A 22,478-nucleotide genomic window follows, 5' to 3' on the forward strand; every position below is an offset into this window, starting at 1 on the left:
TATTCAAGAAAGCAGAACACGGAGGATCGGCGGGGGGGCCGAAGTCAAGCGAGAGGAGATGGCGGGAATGGTCCCACCCCAACATGGTAGTCCGATGTCACCGGTCGAGAAGCGGTCTGGGCGAGCAAACTTGTTTTTCAGCGGGAGGGATTCCTGTTAAACTATCGGGGCTGGTCGCGGCTTTTTGGCTGCGTGCCCTGTTCGATTTCCCTTGCTTTGGCTGACCCATGTATCTTCGACTTGCCAAGAGAATGCTGCTTGAAACGGACAAGCGACTCCTTTGGAAGCTTGCGTATCTTGCTGGATGGCGAGGTTTGTGGAGTGTGGTGAAGCACAAGCGGCGATTGAAACGGGGCGAGTTTTTTCCCCCTTTCCTGTATCTATCCATCATCAACACGTGCAATCTTCGTTGCCAGGGTTGTTGGGTCGACGTTGCTGGCAAGCAGACGAAGATCGAATTGGATGCCATGAATCGGACTTTGAACGAAGCCAAGGCCATGGGGAATGCGTTCTTCGGGATCCTTGGGGGGGAGCCTTTTCTCCACAAAGAACTGCTTGATATTTTCGCGGCCCATCCCGACGCGTATTTCCAAGTCTTCACGAATGGTCATTTCATTACGGATGAGGTGGCCAAGCGGCTTCGGCAATTGGGGAATGTCACGCCATTGATTTCTGTAGAGGGTTCGGAGATTGTCAGCGATCAGCGCCGAGGCAGGGCCGGCGTCTATAGCAAGACGATGGAGGGCCTCCAGAATTGCTTGAACAACAAAGTCATGACAGGTGTGTGCACCAGTGTTTGCAAGACCAACATCGATGATTTATTAAACGATCGATGGGTTGATCGATTGATTGAAATGGGCGTGATGTACTGTTGGTTTCACGTCTATCGTGTGGTGGGGCCTGAAAGCTCTCCCGAATTAGCGCTCGACACAGAAGGTCTTCGTCGAGTTCGGGAGTTTGTGGTATCGACCCGTGTTCGCAAGCCGATCATCGTCATCGATGCTTATCACGATGGGGAGGGGCGAGCTCTTTGCCCGGCGGTGACAGGGTTTACGCACCACATCGGACCGAGCGGCTCGATCGAGCCATGCCCTATCATTCAGTTAGCGACCGAGTCGATCCATGATGAGAGGCCCCTGCGAGAGGTATTTCAAAAGAGCGAGTTTTTGAGGGATTTCCGGGAGACAGTGGCTCAGAACACGCGAGGTTGTGTGGTTTTGGAACGCCCCGATTTGCTTTTGTCGCTGGTGAAAAAACATGGCGCAAAAGACACCACACAAAGGCAAACAGCGCTTGAGGAAATTGCTAAAATCACACCGAGGCGGAGCCAATACGTTCCGGGAATGGAAATTCCTGAACGATCCTGGGCTTATCGACTGGCAAAATGGTTCGCCTTTCATGATTATGGAGTGTACTCCAAAAACTTCCGTCCGTCCGATTGGGTCGATCCCGATTCGTGCGGATGCGACCCCGCCTCCGGCTCGAGTTGTTCGAGCGAAACGAGTTTGTCGTCCAGTACGCCGACCGTTTATTCCCTTTCTCACCCCTCCCCAACCCCTACCCACGAGTGATGATGAGACGATTTAGAAATCGAATGGCCCTAAAGATGGGTGCGCTGATCGTCGGCGCTGCGATGTTTTCCCCTTCTATGGCTTGGGCTGAGGATGTTCAGCTCTTCAACGGAAAGGACTTCAGCAATTGGCATGGCCGAACGACCATCGATCCGAAGGCTTACGTGGCCAAGTCCGATGCGGAGAAGCTCAAGTGGAACGCGGAGATCGATACCCACTGGAAGATCGAAGGGGACGAGATCGTCAATGACGGGAAAGGGGCTTATCTCACGACCAACGACGACTACGCGGACTTCGATTTCGAATTCGAGTACAAGATCGTCGCCAACTGCGATTCCGGGATCTATTTGAGGGGGATTCCTCAAGTTCAGATCTGGGATCCGACCTCGGAAGCCAGCAAGGTGCATGGTGCTGAAAAAGGGAGCGGCGGATTGTGGAACAACCCTGCGGGATGGCCGGGGAAAGATCCCGTGGTTCGGGCAGACAAGCCTGCTGGCCAATGGAACAAGATGAAGATCCGTCTCATCGGTGAACGGTGCACGGTGTGGTTGAACGATCAGACAGTTGTCCAGCATGCCCGGCTCCACAACTACTTTGCCAAGGGAGAGCCTTTGCCCAAATCGGGGCCGATTCAGCTTCAAACCCACGGAGCGGAGATTCGCTTCCGCAATCTGAAGCTCGCAACGCACGACGCGGAAACGGCGAACAAGCTTTTGGCTCAGGACGAAGTGGCTGCGATGGAGAATGCCAAGTTCGAGAGCTTGTTCAACGGCAAAGATCTCGCCGGTTGGGCAGGTGCGACCGACAATTACACCGTGGTCGATGGTGCGATCCAATGCTTGAAGGGCAAAGGTGGCGTGCTCCACACCTCGAAGGTCTATAGCGATTATGTCTTCCGAGTCGATTTCAAATTGCCACCGGCCGGCAACAACGGTTTGGCCATGCGATATCCGACCAAGGAAGAGCGGGCTGAGAAGTATAAGAACAATGCGGATGGCGCGTACATCGGTATGTGCGAGTTGCAAGTGCTCGACGATGGCCACGCCAACTACAAGTCGATTGACCCTCGCCAAGCCCACGGGAGTGCGTACGGGATGGTCGCGGCGAAACGCGGTTACTTGCGACCGACCGGGCAATGGAACCACCAAACCGTTCGCGTTTCAGGTTCCAAGGTGACGGTCGAGCTGAATGGCACGACGATCTTAGACAGCGATTTGAGCCAAGTCTCCGAGTTCATGGCCAACACCCCCCATCCCGGCAAAGACCGCACAAGTGGTCACGTTGGTTTTGCGGGGCACTCGGATGAAGTTCAGTTCAAGAACGTAGAAATCCTCCCCTTGAAGTAGTCTTTCTTGACACAGCGTTGCACCGAAGTGGGTTTGTCTGCTTCGGTGCAACGTTTTCACTATCGATGAGTTGAAGGAATGAACAAGTTATTCTGGGCTGGGGCGTTGGGTGTCTTGTCGGCGGCCGCTGCGTTCGCAGACGAAACGGGCAAGGTTTTGCCGGTGAAGGATGCGGAAGCAACCGATGCTGCGAGCATGAAGCCTTACAAGGAACGGATTGAGCACACCAATGCTACGTTCGAGTTGCTTCCCATTCCTGGGGGCAAATTCCAAATGGGGAGCCCGGAAACGGAACCTGGTCGCCGCGCGGACGAGGGACCGGTACACGAGGTCGAGATCTCTCCGTTTTGGATGGGCAAATACGAAATCACCTGGGACGTTTATGACGTCTGGATGTCGGACTTGGACGTTTTCGCCCGTGAAGTCAATCAACTTCAAGAAACGACTCGCGACAAGCTAGCGGATACCTATCAGAAGAGCCAGCCCACCAAGCCCTATTGCGATATGTCGTTTGGTATGGGGCTTAAAGGATATCCAGCGATTTGCATGACCCAGCATGCGGCGAGAACCTTTTGCAAATGGCTTACGGCAAAGACAGGTCGTTATTACCGTCTCCCGACCGAAGCGGAGTGGGAGTACGCGTGTCGCGCGGGAACCACCACGGCTTATTCGTTTGGCGACGATCCCGCGTTGCTCGAGGAATACGCATGGTTCGAAGACAACTCGGAAGAAAAGTATCAGAAAGTCGGGCGGAAGAAACCCAATCCTTGGGGGTTGCACGATATGCATGGCAATGTCGCGGAGTGGGTGTTGGACGAGCACCAGCCCGATGGCTTTTTGCTTGATAAGCTCCGCAACAAGAATCCATTGTTGGTCCCGATGGTTTTGTATCCCCGCGTTGTCCGGGGCGGGGGATGGGACAAGACGCCTGTCGACTGCCGCAGCGCCGCCAAGGAGGGATCGACCGAGGACTGGATCGCGCAAGACCCCCAGGTTCCCGTGAGCATTTGGTATCTCACCGACGCACTGCATGTCGGATTCCGAGTCGTCCGTCCTCTGGAGGAGCCCACAGCTGAAGAAAAGGAAAAGTTCTGGGAGTATTCCGAACCGATTCAAAAAGAAAGACCTGTGCCGCTTGAGCGGTAGAGGTCTGCTCATTTCTTTCCCTTGGCGAAACCCTGTCGAAACTCCGTTTAGCCCTCGTACTGCCTCAAATTCCTACCTCACTTTTTAACAATACGGTGCACCGATGACCCTCTCCCCAGATTCTCCCAATTCGACTCGCAGAACATTCATGAAAACGTCCACGGCAGTGGCCGCGACCACGAGCTTGGCCGCTTCGAGTTTAGCTCGAAGCGTGCATGCGGGTGAGGACAACACCATTCGCGTCGCGTTGATTGGCTGTGGTGGCCGAGGATCGGGCGCCGCAGCCAATGCGTTGTCGGTCGACAACGGACCGATCGAATTGGTCGCGATGGCGGATGTATTCGATTACAAATTGAAGCAATGTCATGAGAGCTTGAGCAAGCAATTTCAGGACAAGGTGAAGGTGCCGGACGATAAGAAGTTCATCGATTTCGACGGTTACAAGAAAGCCATCGATTGTCTTCGACCAGGCGACATCGCCATCATGGCAACTCCGCCGGCTTTTCGCTGGGTCCAGTTTGAGTATGCGATTTCGAAGGGAGTCAATGTCTTCATGGAGAAGCCCGTGACCGTCGACGGACCATCCAGTGTGAAGATGTTGGAGTTGGCCAAGAAGTCCATCGAGAAGAATCTCAAGGTGGGGATCGGTCTGATGTGCCGTCACTGCGACGCGCGTCGCGAGCTCTATAGGCGCATCAAGGACGGGCAGATCGGTGACATTCTCATGTTGCGGGCGTATCGCATGGCAGGTCCGACAGGTTCGGCTGCGACGACGAAGAAGCCGGAGGGGATGAGCGAGTTGCTCTACCAAATCAATCGCTTTCACGGTTTTCTTTGGGCCAGCGGTGGAGCCTACAGCGATTTCTTGATCCACAACATCGATGAGTGCTGCTGGATGAAGGATGCTTGGCCTGTGAAAGCAGTCGCGTCGGGGGGGCGTCATTATCGCAACGACGACGTCGACCAAAACTTCGACAGCTACTCGGTTGAGTACACATTCGCTGACGGAACTAAACTCCTGCTCAATGGCCGGACCATTCCTGGATGCAAGAACGAGTTTGCCAGCTATGCCCATGGGACCAAAGGCTCGGCGGTCATTTCCACCGCAGCGCATACCCCTGCCAAATGCCGCATTTACAGCGGGCAAAACATTGGAAAGCGAAGTGAATTGGTGTGGGAATTCCCTCAGCCCGAGAAGAGTCCTTATCAATTGGAATGGGATCACTTGATCGCCGCCATTCGCGACAACGAGCCTTACAACGAAGTAGAGCGGGGTGTTCAAGCGTCGGTGGTCACCAGTATGGGACGCATGGCAGCCCATACCGGGCAAGAGATCACGTATGACGACATGCTCAACTGCAAGCACGAGTTTGCACCGGGGATTGAGAATCTGACATTCGATAGCCCGGCCCCTTTGCAGCCTCTCGCCAACGGACTTTATCCCGTCCCGCAGCCTGGAATCGTGACCGATCAAGAGTATCAGAGCTAAGCTCTATTTCGATGGTCGCTTCAAAAAACAAGAGAGCGTGCCGGTGCGGCACGCTCTCTTGTTTCTAGATGATCCGATGTGGATTCCGCGGAGAGCGAAATCACTACATTGGTTGGGTTGATTTCGAATCGCTCAGAGGCCCGAGAACAATGGTGAAGTCTCCGGTAAGCAATTGCTCCCCCTCTTTTTTGGTTGGGTCGATCGGCTTTTTCTCGAGGTGAGCGGTGACGGCATCCCGTTGTGCCACGTTGAGCGACATGTAGATTCCGTCTTTGCGATTCCACTCCTCGAATTGACCGAAATAGAGTTGGGTGATCAGTTCGGGGCGATCCGGAGAAACGACTCGGAAGTGGATGTGCGGGGTTCTGCCTGGATATTTGCCAGGTAGAATGGTTTTGAAGCGGAAAGCCCCATCGTCCCCTGTCACCAATCTTCCCCAGTACTGGAAGTTAGGGTCCATCGGTCGATCGTTGCTGTCCTGTGGGTGGTTGTAGCGTCCCGTCTTGCAGGCTTGCCAAACCTCGACGATGGTTTTCGAAAGAGGGCGTTCGGAGTGGCTGACGACTTTACCGCCGATGGCGATGATCTCGCCGTCGGCGATCGGGGACTTGTCATCCCGGCGTGTGAGGTCGAAGTCGAAAAAGGGTTGTTTTTCAATTTCGGGGATCGGGTAGAAAGGACCTTTCGTTTGGCTAGGTGTCGAAACGCGATCGTGTCCCCAACCGTTTCGTGCAGAAAGGATTCCCAGCAATCCGCTACCGGATGCTGCTCGAAGGAAAAGACGTCTGGAGTTCGCCATCGGATTGCCCTTGATTGGAGAAGAAAGATATTCTGGGTAGGGAACGGGCTCGACCCAGTCGGTTATTTTAATTGTAACGGATCGTCCGAGAAACATTGTCGAACTAATCGAGGAAGTTCCACCGAGGCTTTCCTCCCGACTCACTGTGTTCTAGCTTTGAGTCGATCGACCGTTTGGGACAAGCTTCCTTAAGGTTAGCCAGGATTGAATTTTGCAAGTGCGCCCTACCGAACCATCCATTTCACAAGCCCCTTCGTCGCCCCAGGAGACTTCCGTTTCCTGGCGGTGGGTCGCTAGTTCGAGTCGTCGGGAGAAGTCCGTCGAGGGGATGATTCTGGGGTGTGCGATCGGCGAGGCACTGGCGATCCCGCGCGACCGCATGCCACGTCGCCGCGCTCTCAAGATTTTCGGGGCCACGCCGATTCGCTTTCAGTTTCAGCCCGGAGTGGGCGTACCAGCGGAACGGACGCACGGCCTGTTGATGGCCATTCAAGCGATGTTGGAATCCCGCGCCGACTACCGAGCTTTTGGTCGCAAGCTGCAGCGTCGACTGAGTTGGTATCGCATTTCTTTCCCTATCCGAGCCCTAGGCAGGACGCTTCGTCCCGCCCTTGCTTCGACCGAGAGGATTGTCATGCCGAGGGGGTTGGCGAGCGACCCATTGATTCGCAGTGTTTCCATCAGCCTGTTGATTCAAGGTTCTCAGCATGCCCTTCCCTGGATCGAGCAAAGCGCTCGCATCTCCACGCGCGATAGCAGGGCCGACGGATCTTGTTTGCTCATCGCACACGCTACGCAGCTCGCACAGATGATGGACCCGAGCGAGACCCCGCTTTCGCCGATCGACGCGTTCACCAAGCTGGAGGGGACGACCGAAGACGACGAGTTACGCAAGGGGCTTGAGAAGCTGCGAGGGTGTTGGAAACAAGGGTTAAGTGTCGGTCGCGCCGCCAAGTCGATGGGTTGGGGCGACGGAATTCCGAGCGATTTGCGCGCGATAGCCTTGATCGCGATTTACGCTTGGTTGCGACATCCCAACCGATTTCGGTTCGCCGTCGAGCGAACGGTCCTTTTAGGAGGGGAGTGCTCGGCTGCCGCGGCCTTGGTCGGAGCGCTGAGTGGCACGACCCTTGGAAAGCGTGGTATTCCGCCTGAGTGGCTCAAACGGATCCGTTTGTTCCCACACGACAAGGACTGGCGCGAGGATTTGATCAACCGCGTCAAAGACTGGCCCCATGGCGTCGAAGATATTCAAAAGGCGCGTTCGCAGCCTTCCCGCATCCTCGGACAGTTGCTTCGAAACGCCTCGTTTTCTTTATTCAAACTGATTCATCTGGCGATTCGGATCCCATCGAGGCTTGTCCCCTACCGCTAGAGTCTGTTTGCTTAAAAGAGGATGGCTAGGTAATATGGGCAACCGCTTCGGCTTCTGACGGAAACACTGACTTCGCATGTTTCGCGGTGCCGAACATGAACAGAGCCCGGCGAGCGAGTCGAGTCCCGCCACGCTCTCGTTTCCCAACCTTAGCGATTCCCATCATGGCGTCCGATTTTCGATTGAAAGAACAATTGCCGCGTCTGACCGATGCGATTGTCCGGACCTACACGCCCCACGACCGCATCAACCATTTGGGACATTGTCCTCTCCCCAAGTACGACGTTATTTTGGAGATTCTCGAGGACCTTAAAGACATTCTTTACCCGGGCTTTCGCCGTCGAGAGGGTCTTCATGCTGGAAACGTCAGTTACCACGTGGGAGATCTAATCGACAAGTTGCACGATCGGCTCACCACGCAGATCGCTCGAGCCCTGCTCCATGCCGATCGCGTCGAGAGCAAATCGAAGCTGGCGAACCCCTGCGATTCAAAAGAGGACTACGAAGCCCGCGGACAGCTCATCGCCATTGCGCTGCTGGAACGCATTCCGGCTCTTCGAGCCATGCTGGCCAAGGATGTGGAAGCGGCGTACGAAGGGGATCCGAGCGTCACCAACCGAGACGAAATCATCTTCTGCTTCCCCGGTTTGGAGGCGGTCACCATTTACCGGATCGCACACGAGTTGGTCCATTTCGGTGTCCCCTTTATCCCGCGAATGATGACCGAATGGGCTCACAAGCAGACGGGGATCGACATCCATCCCGGTGCTAAGATCGGCGAGTATTTCTTCATCGATCACGGCACGGGCGTTGTCATTGGGGAAACGTGTGAAATCGGAGATCGAGTCAAGATCTACCAAGGAGTGACGTTAGGGGCGTTGAGTTTTGTCACCGATGCAGACGGTCAGCTCGTGCGAGGTGCGAAACGCCACCCCACGATTGAAGATCGAGTCGTGATATACGCCAACGCAACCATTCTCGGTGGTCGGACAACCGTCGGCCACGATAGCGTCATTGGATCAAGCGTCTGGGTCACGAGCAGTGTTGCTCCTCATTCCACAGTGGTTTTGGAAAAACCCAAGCTTCGGATTCGCAGCACCACGGAGGACATTTTGCCCGAGCTCAATTACCAGATCTAGGAGTTATTGTGTCGAGTCTGGTTTATCAAGACGATGCCGAGTCGGGCGATGATATTGTTATCACCGGAATGGGAGCCTTTTCCCCTCTGGGGCATGATGTAACCGAGCACTTTGAGAAGCTTGCTCAAGGCACCTCGGCAGTTCGCGTGATCGAACCGGCTGGGGGAGTCGATGGCTCGTTTTGGTTGGGGGCCACGATCGAGGGATTCGATCCCAAGCTGCACGTGCAACCTCGCAAAGCCATCAAGGTGATGTGTCGCGAGATCCAGCTTGCTTTCGGCTCTGCCATGCAAGCTTGCCAAGCTGCAGGCATCTCTTCTGGGGTCGTCGAACCCGATCGCATTGGCACTGTTTTCTCCGGTGAGATCATCTTGAGTGATCTTCAAGACGTCGAGGATATCGTCCGGCGCTGCGCTCTCGACGGCGTCATGCCTCACGATCGATGGTCGGTCGAAGCGATGGAGAACATGTACCCCCTCTGGATGCTCAAATCTCTTCCGAACATGGCGGCCTGCCACGTCGGCATTGCGCTCGACGCTCGGGGGCCAAACAACACGGTGACCACCGAGGGGACCAGCAGTTTGGGTGCGATGTTGGAAGCCATCAACGTGATTGCTCGAGACAAAGCGGATGTGATGCTCGTTGGCTCGACGGCCTCGCGCGTCAATCCCTCTCGTCTCCTGCAGCGCCACGAAGAGGACTTTTCTCGCCGTCACCTAGACGGTGCAGCCGCTTGCAAACCCTTTGATTCCCTTCGCGACGGAACCGTCCCGGGCGAAGCCAGTTCGTGCATCGTCCTCGAACGACGTCGACATGCAGTTGCACGCCATGCTCCCATCTTGGCCACGGTGAGAGCTGGGGTTAGCCGGTTTAGCCCCTCTTCCACTGGCCGATGGGGGGGAGTCGAACGCGCTACGACCACCGTTCTTCAAGCCTTGCTCCAAAGTTCCGGAGCAAGTCCCGAGCAGATCGATCACATCAACGCGTCGGCCAACGGAACCCGATTCGGAGATGCGGCGGAGGCTCGAGGTATCGCATCGCAACTCCCCGGAGTGCCGGCGGTTTCCTACAAAGGTGCGTTCGGCGATTCGATTAGCGCCTCCGGGCTTCTCGAGTGCATCTCGTCGTTAAAGGGAATGCGAGTGGGAATCATCCCTCCGACCACCAATCATTCCAGCACCGATTCGAATTGCCCCATCGACGTCATCTGCGGGACGCCCAAGTCGCGCGTGGCCAATTCCTTTGTGAAGCTATCCCATACCCCCGCCGGACGCTGCGCCGGCGTTCTCATCAGCGTCTCGAGTTGAGCTTCGAACGGATCGGACTAATCCAATCCTCGGAGCATCCTACGAATAGAGAAAGCGCATCAGATGAGGGCTTGGTAGAGCACCCAGCAGGCTACGGCCAGGATCGCTACCGCGAAGATCCGCTGCAGAATGGGACCAGCCAGGCGAGTCGCCAATGCCGTTCCTGCAAACAATCCGAGAACGCTTCCCACGGTAAAGAGCGAAGCGATTTCGACGGAGAGATGACGCCCCGCGGCTACTTGCGAAACCACTCCTGATAAGCTGACCAAGGTGATCACGAGAAGCGAGGTCCCAATCGCCCTTTGCATACCCAATCCCGCAAAGGTCACCAGCGCGGGAACGATGATAAAGCCTCCTCCGACTCCGAACATGCCAGTTAGCACTCCTGCACTCAATCCCACCGTCGCCAGGAGAATGGCGCAGGGAGATGTCATTCGCAGCTTTCCCTCCGGATCGCGTTTACACCTTGGTCCCTCATCATCATCGCGGTGCGGCAGAATAGGCAGATGGGTAGACGTTCCGTTTGCCTTCCATGCCATGCGACCAGCAATCGTTATCATCAAAATGGAAAAGAAAACGATCAAGATGTTTTCGGGGATGGCATCGGCTATTCTTGAACCAATCGGTGCACCGATCATTCCGGCGATTGCGAACACAACGCCGGTTAGCATTTCAACTTGCCCTTTCCTTGCTCGGTAGAGGAAGCCGACGAGCGAGGTTGTACCCACGGTAAGAAGCGAGACGCCGACAGATTCTCGCGCTGGTAGACCGATGAGGTACACCAAGAGCGGGACTGCGAAGATCGCCCCTCCACCTCCGGTCAGCCCCAAGGAGAAGCCGACCAAGGCTCCAGCTAAGAGCGTGATGACGATCATCATTTCTTTCAATTCCTAGGTCGAAGGGGCGAGTAGTCATGCACTATGCGGCGGTCGTCGGCAGTCCGGATGCGACCCAAGCTCGGTAACCACCTTCCATGTTGGTCACTTGGAATCCCTCTCTTTGCAAGATGCTAGTAGCGATGGCAGAGCGCCCGCCGCCCAAGCATTGCGCGACCAAGGGCTTCGATCGATCGATGGTTTTGAGCTCTTTGAGAAGTCGACCCAAGAACCGGTGTTCCGCTCCGTCGATATGCCCCTCTCGAAACTCCGTTTCTGCACGAACATCCAGCACTCGGACTTCTCCGGATCGAATTCGATCGGAGAGATCCTTCGGGGATGCGGAGGCGTAGCTCTCTGTCATTTGATTCGATTTCGATACTTCGCTGAGATCTGCAAAGCCACGCACGGAATCGATCCCGATCGAACGCATTCCGACCAAGATCGCTTGCAAGCGATCGGGTGAAGCGATCAGGTATGCCGGGTTTCGGTGATCTGCTAGAAAACCTGCCCACTGCACCATGGTTTCCTCGGGCAAATTGATCGTGCCAGGCACATGAGCCGCTGCGAACTCCTTCGGTGGTCTGACATCGAACACAACATAAACCGGTGCAAGCTCAGCGACTTCTTGGGGCGAGAGTTTCTTGACTTCAGGAAGATGCGCGATCAGTTCGGGCCCTGCCTTGTTCACATGCTTCATGTTGGCGAAGTAGAAGGGCGTTTCGGGTTGGTCTTTAAGGATGTATTCGACGAACGATTCCTCCTCGTGGAACTGCAATGCGGGATTGAACAGCTTTTCGTATCCCACTGTCGAAGAGGGGATCGCACCGAGTCCCTTCCCGCAGGCGCTCCCGGCGCCGTGAGCAGGCCAGACTTGCAAGTGATCTGGGAGCGATCGAAACTTTTCGATCGAACGATAGAGTTGACGCGCTCCCACATCAGCGCTTCCTATCACTCCCGCTGCGGATTCAAGGAGGTCAGGGCGACCGATCGACCCCACGAAGACGAAATCGCCCGTGAAGATCCCCATGGGAACATTGGCACCGCCACCTTCATCGGTCAACACAAACGAAATACTCTCGGGCGTATGGCCGGGGGTATGCAAGACCTCGAGTTTGACCTTTCCCACATAGAACGCGTCGCCATCGTGGAGAAGAGTCGTCGTCTGTTTGTCGGTAAACAAGTACTTCCACTCGTCTGGCCCCTCGTCGGACAAATAAAGCGTTGCACCGACGCGTTCTGCAAGCTCTCGCGAACCTGAGACGAAGTCGGCATGGATGTGCGTCTCGGCAGCGCCTGTAATTTTCAGTCCTTCCGCTTCAGCGGCTTCGAGGTAAGGAGCGATATTGCGTCCGGGATCGATCACGATCGCTTCCCCCGATCGCTGGCATCCAATCATGTACGAGGCATGAGCAAGCGACTTGTCGTAGAAATATTTGAGCAACATGGTAAATCTCAGATCAGTCTCTGTATGTACGTGTAAGTCGTTCAAGCATCCACAGCGAAACGATGGCAATACAAGTCATCACTATGGAGCATCGCTGTGGAGCATCGTTATCGGTGAGCATCGTTATCGGTGAGCAGGCGCGCTGACCGAACAGCTGGCGGACGAGCTCGAGTTGCTAGCAGCAACACGGTTCCATGGCATCTTGGCGATCAACATGCCCATAGCGCAGCTATCGGTGACACCGGCGAAGATCAATCCCGCACCAACAAACCCGGAAAGGCCGATCCAATAGGGGTGGACGAAGATGCTGAGCAGTACACCGGTCAATACGAGCGATCCAGCGGCGATGCGAACTTGTCGCTCCAACGACATTGCTTTCTTGCCACGGACCACTGGCAGCCCGGCTGCAACACATGCGTTGGTGCCCCCTTCGACATTCAGGACATTCAATCCCGCTTGCTCAAGTTTCGAACAAGCCTGCTGACCACGCGAACCAGAGCGGCAGATGACATAAATCGGTTTGTCGCTAGGGGATTTGCGCCCCGCCGTCACTTCATTTGCTTGAAGCTGGTCGAGCGGCATGTTCTTAGCGACCGACACATGGACTTCGCGAAACTCAACAGGCGTTCGGACATCGACCAAATCGATCGTCTCACCCGATTGGATCAATTGATGGAGTTCGTTAGCTTGAATCGTTTTCATCGTCATCGTGAACCTTGTGAAGAAAGTAAGTTGCGAACAACACCGAACGAATTCCGTTCGAACGTGCCATTTCGACTGGCTACGAAGAGGGTAGAGCAAGCCATTCGAAATTGGTTACAATCTTTTCCGCAAAAAGAAGATTCCTACCGGAACGCGTTTTGGGAACATGTAGACAGTCCTGCTACGAATCCATCCACTCGGGAGCATAAATTGGACGAAAAACCAGAAGCCACTGAGCTTTTGCGGCTCGCGAAGCAAGGTGACTTTCAAGCGTTCCAGTCGCTGATCACGGCGTTACAACCTCGCGTTTACGGATTGGCGTACCGAATGCTGCATCAGTCGCAGGATGCGGAGGATGTCACGCAGCAAACGTTTGTAGCGATGATTGAACACCTTCGCGATTTTCGCGAGGAATCATCGTTGGCGACTTGGGCGTTGAAAATCGCGAGCAATTTTGCGTTGAAAGTGATTCGAAGGAGAAAGGGGCACGCCGCGTTTTCGCTCGACGACGCTCATGAGGACGGATACTCCGATATGCCCCACCCCGAGTACATCGCTCCTTGGAGCCGCCCGGCGGACGTGATCGCAGCCGATGCAGAAGTGCAACGCGAAATCCAAACAGCCTTGCGCCAATTGGACGACAAGTATCGAACGGTTTTTGTGATGCGGGACATCGAAGGCTTTTCCGTTCGCGACACAGCGGAGGCGTTGGGGTTAACCGAATCGACGGTCAAGGTACGTTTGCTTCGCGCGCGGCTTGCGCTGCGCGAGATTTTGACACGTCGCTTTGGGGATGAAACCCAAGTGATGATTCCCGATCACAAACACGATTAATCTTTTATTTCCTGTAACTATTTCCCCTCTCGCAGATCCAACTCACTAGGTTGCCAATCTGCGGGGACAAAACTATGACGTGTGAAGAATTACTCAAAGCATTGAATGAATACGTCGACGGCGCGGAACTTACCGAGATTTGCGAGGAGTTCGGAGAGCACTTGGCAGGTTGCAATCCATGCCAAGTTGTAGTCGACAATATCCGTCATACCATCGCGTTGTACAAAGCAGGGGTTCCGTACGAAATGCCTGCCGAATTTCAGAATCGGTTGCAGTCCTCCCTGCAATCCAAATGGTTGGAAACCTTTGGCAAGAGCTGACGGTTTTCTTCGCCCGCAACGGAGCTTGAAAGGAATGGAAATGACGCGAATACCTGTTTTGCTCCGTCGGTGTTTTGCAGCGTGGGGGCTTGTCGCGTCGAGCATGCTCTTTGCCCCGTCCTTTGCGCAGGAGAAATCGACCGCCACCTCTCAGTTCCCCCCTGGTGAGTTGGGGGAATGGGTTCGGCTAGGCGAGGCGATTGTGGAAAAGACAACTGAGCATCCCCTTTCGAAGCCCTTTCTCGGCAACGACTTGAACTGCACGAGCTGCCATTTGCAAAATGGCAGGCATCCATCTGCGGGCAGCTTTTTGGGAACGGCCACAGCCTACCCCGCATGGGCTCCTCGTGAAAAGACCGTAGTCACTTTGGAAGATCGGATCCTCAACTGTTTCATGAGGAGCTGCAATGGAGTCCGTCCTCCGTTGGGCAGCAAAGTCTCGATCGCTATCCAGGCTTACATCACCTGGTTGTCCCAAGGGGAACCGATGCGGATGAATGCTCAAAGGCCGGTTGGTCCTCGAGCCGTACCGCATCTAGCCGCCAAGCCAAACAGTGGGAGTCTTGAACGGGGACGATCCCTTTATGCCAAGCGATGCGCTGATTGCCACTTGTCCGATGGAAAAGGGGACACCGACAACCCACCGGTTTGGGGGGAACGCTCTTACAACGATGGGGCAGGGCTGGCAAAAGTGGAAAACTTGGGAGCTTGGCTGAAGGTCGCCATGCCGTTAGACGATGCTACCCTTACGGAACAGGAAGCGATCGACATAGCGGTCTTCGTCAACAGCCACTCGCGTCCCCGCTTCGATCTTTCCGCCCACCTACCTCCCCCTTCGGAAACAGGCGTTTACAACGGCGAAAAGCCGTAGCTTGTCGTTCGACCTTTCGTTTTTGGCCATTCGGAATAGTCTGGGCACACAGATGCGGGACGGTGTATACTAAGAGAGAACCCGTCGCAGGTTCCCCCTCCCACCCACCCTGTCTTTCTGACAACCCCTCCTATGCCAGTCCCGTTCTTTGCACGAAAGATGCTTGTCCTCGCACTGACTTGGCTTGCCCTGGTTGTTGCGTGGGCCAACTCGGTTTCTCGGTCGATCGCAGCCGATCCCAATTCCGGCTACGTTCCGAAATTCGAACTGGATATCCAGCCGATTTTGACCGCACGGGGTTGTAACTCGGGACCTTGCCATGGCAAGTCGCGAGGTCAAAACGGATTTGCTCTCTCCTTGTTCGGCTTCGACTCCAACATGGATTTCGATTCGGTCGTCAAGAATGCGCGCGGGCGTCGGATCCACGCTGCCGTCCCATCGGAAAGTCTGTTTCTCACCAAGGCGACTGGCAGGGAGCCGCACGGGGGCGGAATCCGGATCCGACCGAACGATGCCGATTTCCAGACGATCGTCAGTTGGATTCAGACTGGGATGCAGCGAGCCACTCCGGAGGATCCTACCCTCGCTTCGTTGCGAATCCAGCCAGATCCCACGACCTTATCTCCCAAGCAAGAAATCGACTTGCACGTCGAAGCGACTTACTCGGACGGTACAGTCAAAGATGTGACCCATGTTGCCGCGTTTCAATCGAGCGACTCAGGGATCATGCAAATCAAGGAAGGGAAATTGAAGGCGGGCGAACATGTGGGCGAAGCCACCATCATGGCTCGTTTCATGGGGCAGATTACCACCTGGAACACCGCGGTTCTCAAGGCCAAATCGATTCCTGACGCAGCCTTCGACAATCTCCCGCGACAGAACTTCATCGACGATCTCGTTTATCAAAAGCTCCAAGTCTTGGACATGCTCCCGAGCGAACCCGCCTCGGAAACCACCTGGCTTCGCCGGATTTATCTGGATGCCATCGGACGGGTCCCGACTCCAGCGGAAGTCGAAGAGTTTCTCGCCGACACGAATGCCGATAAGAAGCTTCGGTGGATCGATCGCGTATTAGACCAACCGGAGTATGCCGACTTCTGGGCCAACAAGTGGGCCGACTTGCTGCGCCCGAATCCTTATCGTGTTGGCATCAAAGCCACCTACAGTTTGGATTTGTGGTTGCGAGAAGCGTTTCGGCAGAATTGGTCCCACGATCGTTTTGTACGCGAATTGCTGACCGCCCAGGGGAGCACTTGGAAAAACGGCGCAACCACGTTCTTTCGAGACCGGCGCGAGCCCGATGAGATCACCAGCGTGGTGAGCCAACTCTTTATCGGCGTTCGATTGGAATGCGCGAAATGCCACCAGCATCCTTTCGAAGTCTACGGTCAATCGGACTTCTATGGCCTCGCATCCTTCTTTTCCAAGATTGGGCACAAGGGGGTCGGGCTCTCTCCACCCATTTCGGGCGGGGAAGAAATCTTCTTTGTGAAAACCAAAGGGGAAGTCCGCCATCCACTCACCCAACAAGTGCTTGCACCGAAGCCACTTTTGAAGGAACCCGTTTCGCTTTCGGAGGACGAAGACCCTCGGATCTCCTTGGCAGATTGGCTGGTGTCACCCGACAATCCTTACTTTGCGAGGGCAGCGGCGAACCGAGTCTGGGGTGAAGTCATGGGGATGGGAATTGTCGATCCAGTCGACGACTTCCGAGCGACCAACCCACCCAGCAACGCTCCCCTTTTGGGGGCGATCGCCGAGCACTACAAAGCGGTTGGGTTCGATACCAAAAAGCTTTTGAAGGCCATTTTCTCGAGCCACATTTATGGACTTTCGTCGATTCCCAATGAAAGCAACGCATTCGATCAACGCAATTTTTCGAAACATATTCGGAGGCGGATGCGAGCCGAGGTGTTAGCGGATGCGGTGTCGGATGCTACGGGTGTGCCGACTTCTTTTTCGGGAATGCCTCACGGAACGCGTGCTGTGCAGCTATGGACATTCCGGATCAATTCGGATTTCCTCGATGCGTTTAGCCGTCCCGACCCGAATCAAGACCCGCCTTGTGAACGGATCGGTGACACGACGATGTCCCAATCCCTTCACTTGATGAACTCGAGTCAAATTCAGGAGAGATTGACTTCAGCCGAAGGGAACTGCGCGACGTGGGCCAAGGAGTCTTCGCCCGAGATCGCCCTTCGAAAGATCTATTTGCAGCTCTACGCTCGATTGCCGAGTGCACAAGAAACGGAGACGCTGCTCGGCATACGGAAGGATCTGCCCGAGGCTAAACGCTGGGTGGAAGATATTGTTTGGTCGATGATCAACTCGCCCGAGTTTTTATTTATTGATTAAGAGGATGATGACCATGAAGCGACGAACCTATTTGCAATTGGGACTGGCGGGGTTAGCGGGCGGAAGCTTTTTGGATCTCCTCGCGCTGCGCAACGCGACGGCATCGGACACTCCCAAAGGAGGGGCTCCGAGTAAGCGATGCAATTGCATCTTGATTTGGATGGATGGTGGCCCCACTCACTTCGAGACATTTGATCCGAAGCCGGATGCTCCGTCAGAGATCCGGGGGGATTTCCGCCCGATCTCGACCAATGTGCCTGGAATTCAGATTTGCGAGCACATGCCCAAACTCGCTTCCATGGCGGACAAATACGCGATCATTCGATCCGTGTGCCATAACCAAGGGAATCATGGAGCCGGCAACCATTACATGATGACTGGTGCTCCTCCACGAATTCCTGTCGGTTGTGGCGCGTTCGTGAGTTTTCACCCCAGTCTTGGTTCGGTTGCCGCGTATGAGCGAAGCGCCCCTCACGGATTGCCGGCGTACTTCACGATGCCTTCGATGTCCCGATCGGGAGGGCCGAATTTCCTGGGAGCCAAGTACGCACCGTTCATCGTCGGGAACGATCCCAACAGCAAGAACTTTCGAGTGCGGGATGTCGAGCTGCCTGGTGGTCTTGCGGAAGACCGATTTGCCGCCCGCAAGGACTTGCGAAAGCTTGTCGATCGCATGCCACGCTTCGAAGTCGGGGCTGCGATTGATCCTGTGTCTGCCTACGACGACAACTACGAACAGGGATACGAACTGGTCCAGACTCCGGAAGCTCAAAAGGCATTTGATATCGACTCCGAGCCCGATGTGATTCGAGACGCCTACGGTCGGAATGCCTTTGGTCAACGGGCGTTGCTCGCCAGGAGGCTTGTCGAGGCCGGCGTCCCCTTTGTGACGATCTACGATGGGGGATGGGATCATCACTCCGATCTGTTCGGGGCGTTGGAAAAGCGGTTGCCTTCTTGGGATCAAACCGTCGCGACGTTGATCAACGATTTGGAACAACGCGGTCTGCTGGAAAACACCATGGTCATCGCGTTGGGCGAATTCGGTCGCACACCGAAGATCAGCACGTTGGCCGGGCAAACCAAACCGGGGCGCGATCACTGGGCCAACGCCATGTCGATCTTGTTCGCAGGAGGCGGCGCTCGAGGTGGTCAAGTCATCGGTGCAACGGATCGTCAGGGCTATGCGCCGATCGAGCGAGTTCTATCACCCGAGAACTACGTTTCGACCGTCTATCGCAAACTTGGAATCGATCCGGGTAAGATCTATTACACACCTGCAGGTCGACCGACTCACCTGGTTAGCGACGCCACACCGATCACGGAATTGATGTAAGGGAAGTCAGACATGAAGCGCCGGCTGGGTTTTCGTATTGCGTGTGGCTTGCTCGCGATAGGAACTGGCTTTGCGGCTCCGTACCCATTCGCCGTTGGGCAAGAGGGCTCGGGTGCAAGCATTCGTTCAGCACTCACTTTTCACGCTTCTTTCGATCAACAGGTCGACGCCGACTTTGCAAAAGGGGATAAGAGGCTGAGAACAGCGGCCGCCTCGGACAAACGAGACAGTGCCATCATCGGCCTTCCACCAGAAGGAAACGTGACGCACGAACCGGATCAAGGCAAGTTTGGCGGCGCGATTCGATTTCAGAAAGCGATCCAACCGATTGTTTTCTATCAAGGATCGAAAAATCTTCCCGAGCCCAAATCCAATTGGGAGTGCACGGTTTCGTTTTGGCTTCGCACCGATCCGCGTCGCGAACTTCGGGAAGGGTTCTGCGATCCCATCCAAATCACGTCGAAGCAGTGGGATGATGCGGCTGCGTTTGTGGAGTTTGAGAAGAGAGGCGATCGCATTCCATTTCGTTTGGGAGTCTATGCGGACAAGAAAGTATGGAACCCGAGCGGACGACCCTTTGAAAGCATTCCAGCTGAAGAACGCCCTCTGGTAACGGTGACGGATGCTCCTTTTCATTCGGGGGACTGGACGCATGTGGCCTTCACTCTCCATGGTTTCAACACAGGAAAGCCGACCGGGGTATCGAGGCTCTATCTGAATGGGATTCTCGCAGGTGAGTTGTCTTCCCGCGTGCAGACGTTTACTTGGCAGGACGAGCAATCCGCCATCATGATCGGGCTCAGTTATATGGGGCACTTGGACGATCTTGCCGTGTTCGATCGCGCTTTGACGGCGGAGCAGATTCGGACGTTGGTTGAACTCCCTGAGGGGATTCGCGGCCTTCGGTGAATGGCGATGCACCACTTTGGCTGATGAGACGCCGCGCGTCGGATCGGTTGCGGTGCAGAATGGACAAAGCGGGTGGTGTTTTGCGTTTGGCATGCTGCTTGCATCGACCCTCCCTTTGGCTAGACCGGGCGATTGGGACTTTCCCAGATCGCGGTTTTAGCCGAATTCTCTTCACGAAACGGGAGACTGTGATGAATACAGTAATCGGTGCATTTCGCACGCATGCGGAAGCTCAGGAGGCGGTCAATGAACTCCTTGCTATCGGGCTTGATCACAATCAGATTGGCGTCATCGCCAAACGACTCAATGGGGATGCTTCACGTCCCATTGGTGGAATCTCGCCAGACGATTCAACCGAGGGAGCAGCAATGGGTGCTGCCACCGGTGCAGCCCTTGGTTTAGGAGCCGGAGCCTTATGGGGTTTGGCCGTCGTAGCGGGAATGTTGCCAGCGATCGGTCCGGTGATTGCGGGGGGAACTTTCGCGGCGTTGCTCGCGAGTGCGGCAACGGGTGCGACCGCCGGAGGGGTTGTGGGGGCGCTCACAGGTTTCGGACTCTCGGTCGAAGATGCTGAGCATTACGAGCAGGAATTGGACAGTGGACGAGTCGTCGTCACCGTCCGTACGGATCGAGTCTCGGAAGTGCAACAGATTCTCCGCAAGCACGGAGCCTATGAACGCACTCCGATATCCGCCTAGAGTCGAGTTAGATTTCCGGCTCTAGATCGGGAGTATTCCCGTGGAGGAAATCGAAATCGCATCCCAAGTTCGCTTGGGTGGTGTGTTCCGCGAAGAGCTTCAAGTAGCCACGCGACCACCGCGGTTCAGGTTTCTTCCATTGGGCTTTTCGATTGGCCAGGGTTGTCTCGTCGACGAGGAGTTGCAGTGTTCGCGTTTCCACATCGAGCGAGATAAGGTCGCCGTCTTGAACGAGTCCCAAAGGGCCGCCAATGTAGGACTCGGGTGCCACGTGCAGCACGCAGGTTCCATAGCTGGTACCGCTCATGCGCGCGTCGGAAATGCGGACCATGTCACGGATCCCCATTTTGAGAATCTTGTCCGGAATTGGGAGCATGCCCCACTCGGGAAAGCCTGGAGCACCGATAGGACCGCCGGTTTGCAGGACCAGCACGGTATCGGGGGTTACGGGAAGTTCTGGGTCGTTGATACGTAGTTTCATGTCCGCGTAGGACTTGAATACCAAGGCAGGGCCGGTGTGGCGGTGCAATTTGGGGTCTGCGGCGACCGTCTTGATCACGCACCCATCAGGTGCCAAGTTCCCGCGCAGAACATAGGTTCCCCCTGTAGGCCAAATCGCCCGTGTGCGGTCTCGAATCACCTCCGTGTCGATGACTTGGGCCGGCGCGATTTGTTCCCCTAAGGTCATACCGTTGATCGTCTCAGCATCCAAATGCAACGTGTCTCTCAATTGATTGAGCAAGGCGGGTAGTCCACCCGCATTGTAGAAGTCCTCCATGAGATAGCGTCCGCTGGGGCGTAGATCGGCCAGGACGGGAACGCGTTTGGAGATGGAATCATAGTCGTCGAGCGTGATTGGGATGCCGGCCCGCCCCGCCATCGCGATCATGTGGACGATGGCGTTGGTAGACCCGCTCAAGGTGAGTTGCGTAATCATGGCGTTGACGAAACTCTCGCGTGATAGGAAATCGAGCGGCTTCCGGTTGGAGGTTGCCAGTTCCACGGCGCGACGGCCAGTTGCGACGGCCAGTCGGCTGTGTTCCGAGAGAACGGCTGGGATGCTCCCAGCGTTGGGCAAGGTGACGCCCAGTGCTTCGGCGATGCATGCCATGGTCGAGGCCGTACCCATCGTCATGCATGTTCCTGCCGAGCGAGCGATGCAGTTTTCGATCTCTTTCCATTCGCCATCGCAAAGGTTACCAGCACAACGTTCCGCCCAAAATTTCCAAGCGTCCGTGCCGCTTCCCAGCGTTTGGTCCTTCCACCGCGCTTTGAGCATGGGGCCCGCCGGAAAGAACACAAAGGGCAGGTTGGCCGAGATGGCACCCATGATCAAGGCGGGGACTGTTTTGTCGCATCCGCCCATCAGGACGACCGAATCGATCGGGTGACATCGCAGGACTTCCTCGGCTTCCATCGCGAGCAGATTTCGATAGAGCATCGTCGTGGGCTTCATCAGCATTTCGCCCAAGCTTACGACGGGGACCTCGACAGGAAACCCACCGGCTTGGAGGATGCCACGTTTGATTTCCTCCGCCCGCGTCTTGAAATGGGAATGGCAGGTGTTCAAGTCGCTCCAGGTATTGAGAAGGGCCACAACCGGCTTGCCCATGAAATCCGCATCGTCGTAGCCCATTCCTTTGAGCCGGGAGCGATGTCCGAAGCTTCGCAAGTCATCTTTTGCAAACCAACGAGCGGACCGGAGAGTCGGATTCGGTTGGGAGGGGGAGGGTTTGCCTGACATCTAGATTTCCTGTCGTTAATGGGGATCTTGGCACCATAGTGATACCAGGAATCACCGTCTTGTTCTATCCATTCCCGCCGAGAGGGAACTCACCCCCTTCTTTGGGGGGCGGGTGCCGAACGACAAGGTGTCGGGGCTGGAAAAGAAAGTTTCCAGCAATTCCGTCGATAGCTAGCAACTGCCATTCGCTTGGAGTATCTTGGGTGCACGCAGGT

Annotated in this window: 19 protein-coding genes; 14 read left to right on the forward strand and 5 right to left on the reverse strand. The window is 55.6% G+C overall.

Features of this window, described 5'->3' with window-relative positions; genetic code table 11:
- Nucleotides 1–227: 227 nt before the first annotated feature.
- The 4 genes from SH467x_RS11885 to SH467x_RS11900 all read left to right on the forward strand — a co-directional run bounded on the left by SH467x_RS11885 (nt 228) and on the right by SH467x_RS11900 (nt 5,552).
- Nucleotides 228–1,571 carry a radical SAM protein gene (locus SH467x_RS11885; protein ID WP_482367338.1) on the forward strand — a complete coding sequence of 448 codons (1,344 nt, stop codon included), beginning with the start codon at nt 228–230 and terminating at the stop codon, nt 1,569–1,571.
- Nucleotides 1,571–2,917, forward strand: a complete 1,347-nt coding sequence (locus SH467x_RS11890) for a 3-keto-disaccharide hydrolase (RefSeq protein WP_482367339.1) — start codon at nt 1,571–1,573, stop codon at nt 2,915–2,917. The genes SH467x_RS11885 and SH467x_RS11890 overlap by 1 nt, the downstream gene beginning before the upstream one ends.
- A 78-nt stretch (nt 2,918–2,995) precedes the next feature.
- Complete coding sequence (locus tag SH467x_RS11895) at nt 2,996–4,063, forward strand: formylglycine-generating enzyme family protein (protein WP_482367340.1); 1,068 nt, start codon at nt 2,996–2,998, stop codon at nt 4,061–4,063.
- 148 nt (nt 4,064–4,211) lie between these two features.
- A complete protein-coding gene (locus tag SH467x_RS11900) occupies nt 4,212–5,552 on the forward strand; it encodes a Gfo/Idh/MocA family protein (protein ID WP_482367341.1) in 1,341 nt (446 codons plus the stop codon).
- A 103-nt stretch (nt 5,553–5,655) separates the two neighbouring features.
- Here SH467x_RS11900 and SH467x_RS11905 read toward each other — a convergent pair whose 3' ends face one another.
- Complete coding sequence (locus SH467x_RS11905) at nt 5,656–6,351, reverse strand: dioxygenase family protein (protein WP_482367342.1); 696 nt, start codon at nt 6,349–6,351, stop codon at nt 5,656–5,658.
- A gap of 217 nt (nt 6,352–6,568) precedes the next feature.
- Here SH467x_RS11905 and SH467x_RS11910 point away from each other — a divergent pair, with 217 nt between their 5' ends.
- The 3 genes from SH467x_RS11910 (at nt 6,569) to SH467x_RS11920 (ending at nt 10,172) form a co-directional block, all read left to right on the forward strand.
- Nucleotides 6,569–7,726, forward strand: a complete 1,158-nt coding sequence (locus SH467x_RS11910) for an ADP-ribosylglycohydrolase family protein (RefSeq protein WP_482371367.1) — start codon at nt 6,569–6,571, stop codon at nt 7,724–7,726.
- Nucleotides 7,727–7,890: 164 nt separating this feature from the next.
- The gene (locus SH467x_RS11915; RefSeq protein ID WP_482367343.1) at nt 7,891–8,865 is read left to right on the forward strand and encodes a serine O-acetyltransferase; all 975 of its coding nucleotides are present in this window, start codon (nt 7,891–7,893) and stop codon (nt 8,863–8,865) included.
- 8 nt (nt 8,866–8,873) lie between these two features.
- Entirely contained in the window at nt 8,874–10,172 is a 1,299-nt protein-coding gene (locus tag SH467x_RS11920; RefSeq protein WP_482367344.1) for a beta-ketoacyl-[acyl-carrier-protein] synthase family protein, read from the forward strand.
- A gap of 59 nt (nt 10,173–10,231) precedes the next feature.
- Here SH467x_RS11920 and SH467x_RS11925 read toward each other — a convergent pair whose 3' ends face one another.
- The 3 genes from SH467x_RS11925 to SH467x_RS11935 form a co-directional block, all read right to left on the reverse strand.
- Nucleotides 10,232–11,050, reverse strand: a complete 819-nt coding sequence (locus tag SH467x_RS11925) for a sulfite exporter TauE/SafE family protein (RefSeq protein WP_482367345.1) — start codon at nt 11,048–11,050, stop codon at nt 10,232–10,234.
- 40 nt (nt 11,051–11,090) lie between these two features.
- Nucleotides 11,091–12,494, reverse strand: a complete 1,404-nt coding sequence (locus tag SH467x_RS11930) for an MBL fold metallo-hydrolase (protein WP_482367346.1) — start codon at nt 12,492–12,494, stop codon at nt 11,091–11,093.
- Between the two features lie 123 nt (nt 12,495–12,617).
- Entirely contained in the window at nt 12,618–13,196 is a 579-nt protein-coding gene (locus SH467x_RS11935; protein ID WP_482371368.1) for a rhodanese-like domain-containing protein, read from the reverse strand.
- 210 nt (nt 13,197–13,406) lie between these two features.
- On the opposite strand from SH467x_RS11935, the gene SH467x_RS11940 reads away from it, so the two are divergent.
- From SH467x_RS11940 to SH467x_RS11970, 7 genes are all read left to right on the forward strand, one after another.
- Nucleotides 13,407–14,030 (forward strand): RNA polymerase sigma factor, encoded by a 624-nt coding sequence (locus tag SH467x_RS11940; protein WP_482367347.1) that lies wholly within the window; start codon nt 13,407–13,409, stop codon nt 14,028–14,030.
- Between the two features lie 74 nt (nt 14,031–14,104).
- Entirely contained in the window at nt 14,105–14,350 is a 246-nt protein-coding gene (locus SH467x_RS11945; RefSeq protein WP_482367348.1) for an anti-sigma factor family protein, read from the forward strand.
- Between the two features lie 40 nt (nt 14,351–14,390).
- Nucleotides 14,391–15,221 carry a c-type cytochrome gene (locus SH467x_RS11950; RefSeq protein WP_482367349.1) on the forward strand — a complete coding sequence of 277 codons (831 nt, stop codon included), beginning with the start codon at nt 14,391–14,393 and terminating at the stop codon, nt 15,219–15,221.
- A 132-nt stretch (nt 15,222–15,353) separates the two neighbouring features.
- Entirely contained in the window at nt 15,354–17,576 is a 2,223-nt protein-coding gene (locus SH467x_RS11955) for a DUF1549 and DUF1553 domain-containing protein (protein ID WP_482367350.1), read from the forward strand.
- Nucleotides 17,577–17,589: 13 nt separating this feature from the next.
- Nucleotides 17,590–18,912 carry a DUF1501 domain-containing protein gene (locus tag SH467x_RS11960; RefSeq protein ID WP_482367351.1) on the forward strand — a complete coding sequence of 441 codons (1,323 nt, stop codon included), beginning with the start codon at nt 17,590–17,592 and terminating at the stop codon, nt 18,910–18,912.
- 12 nt (nt 18,913–18,924) lie between these two features.
- Nucleotides 18,925–19,821 carry a LamG domain-containing protein gene (locus tag SH467x_RS11965; protein ID WP_482367352.1) on the forward strand — a complete coding sequence of 299 codons (897 nt, stop codon included), beginning with the start codon at nt 18,925–18,927 and terminating at the stop codon, nt 19,819–19,821.
- A 191-nt stretch (nt 19,822–20,012) separates the two neighbouring features.
- Nucleotides 20,013–20,519 carry a hypothetical protein gene (locus SH467x_RS11970; RefSeq protein WP_482367353.1) on the forward strand — a complete coding sequence of 169 codons (507 nt, stop codon included), beginning with the start codon at nt 20,013–20,015 and terminating at the stop codon, nt 20,517–20,519.
- 7 nt (nt 20,520–20,526) lie between these two features.
- Here the strand turns inward: SH467x_RS11970 and araD are convergent, their stop codons facing one another.
- Nucleotides 20,527–22,263 (reverse strand): L-arabinonate dehydratase, encoded by a 1,737-nt coding sequence (gene araD / locus SH467x_RS11975; protein WP_482367354.1) that lies wholly within the window; start codon nt 22,261–22,263, stop codon nt 20,527–20,529.
- Between the last annotated feature and the right edge of the window lie 215 nt (nt 22,264–22,478).

The organism is Brakhagea slesvicensis (assembly GCF_052161625.1).
In the GTDB taxonomy this organism is placed as follows: Bacteria; Planctomycetota; Planctomycetia; order Pirellulales; family Pirellulaceae; genus JBKCUI01.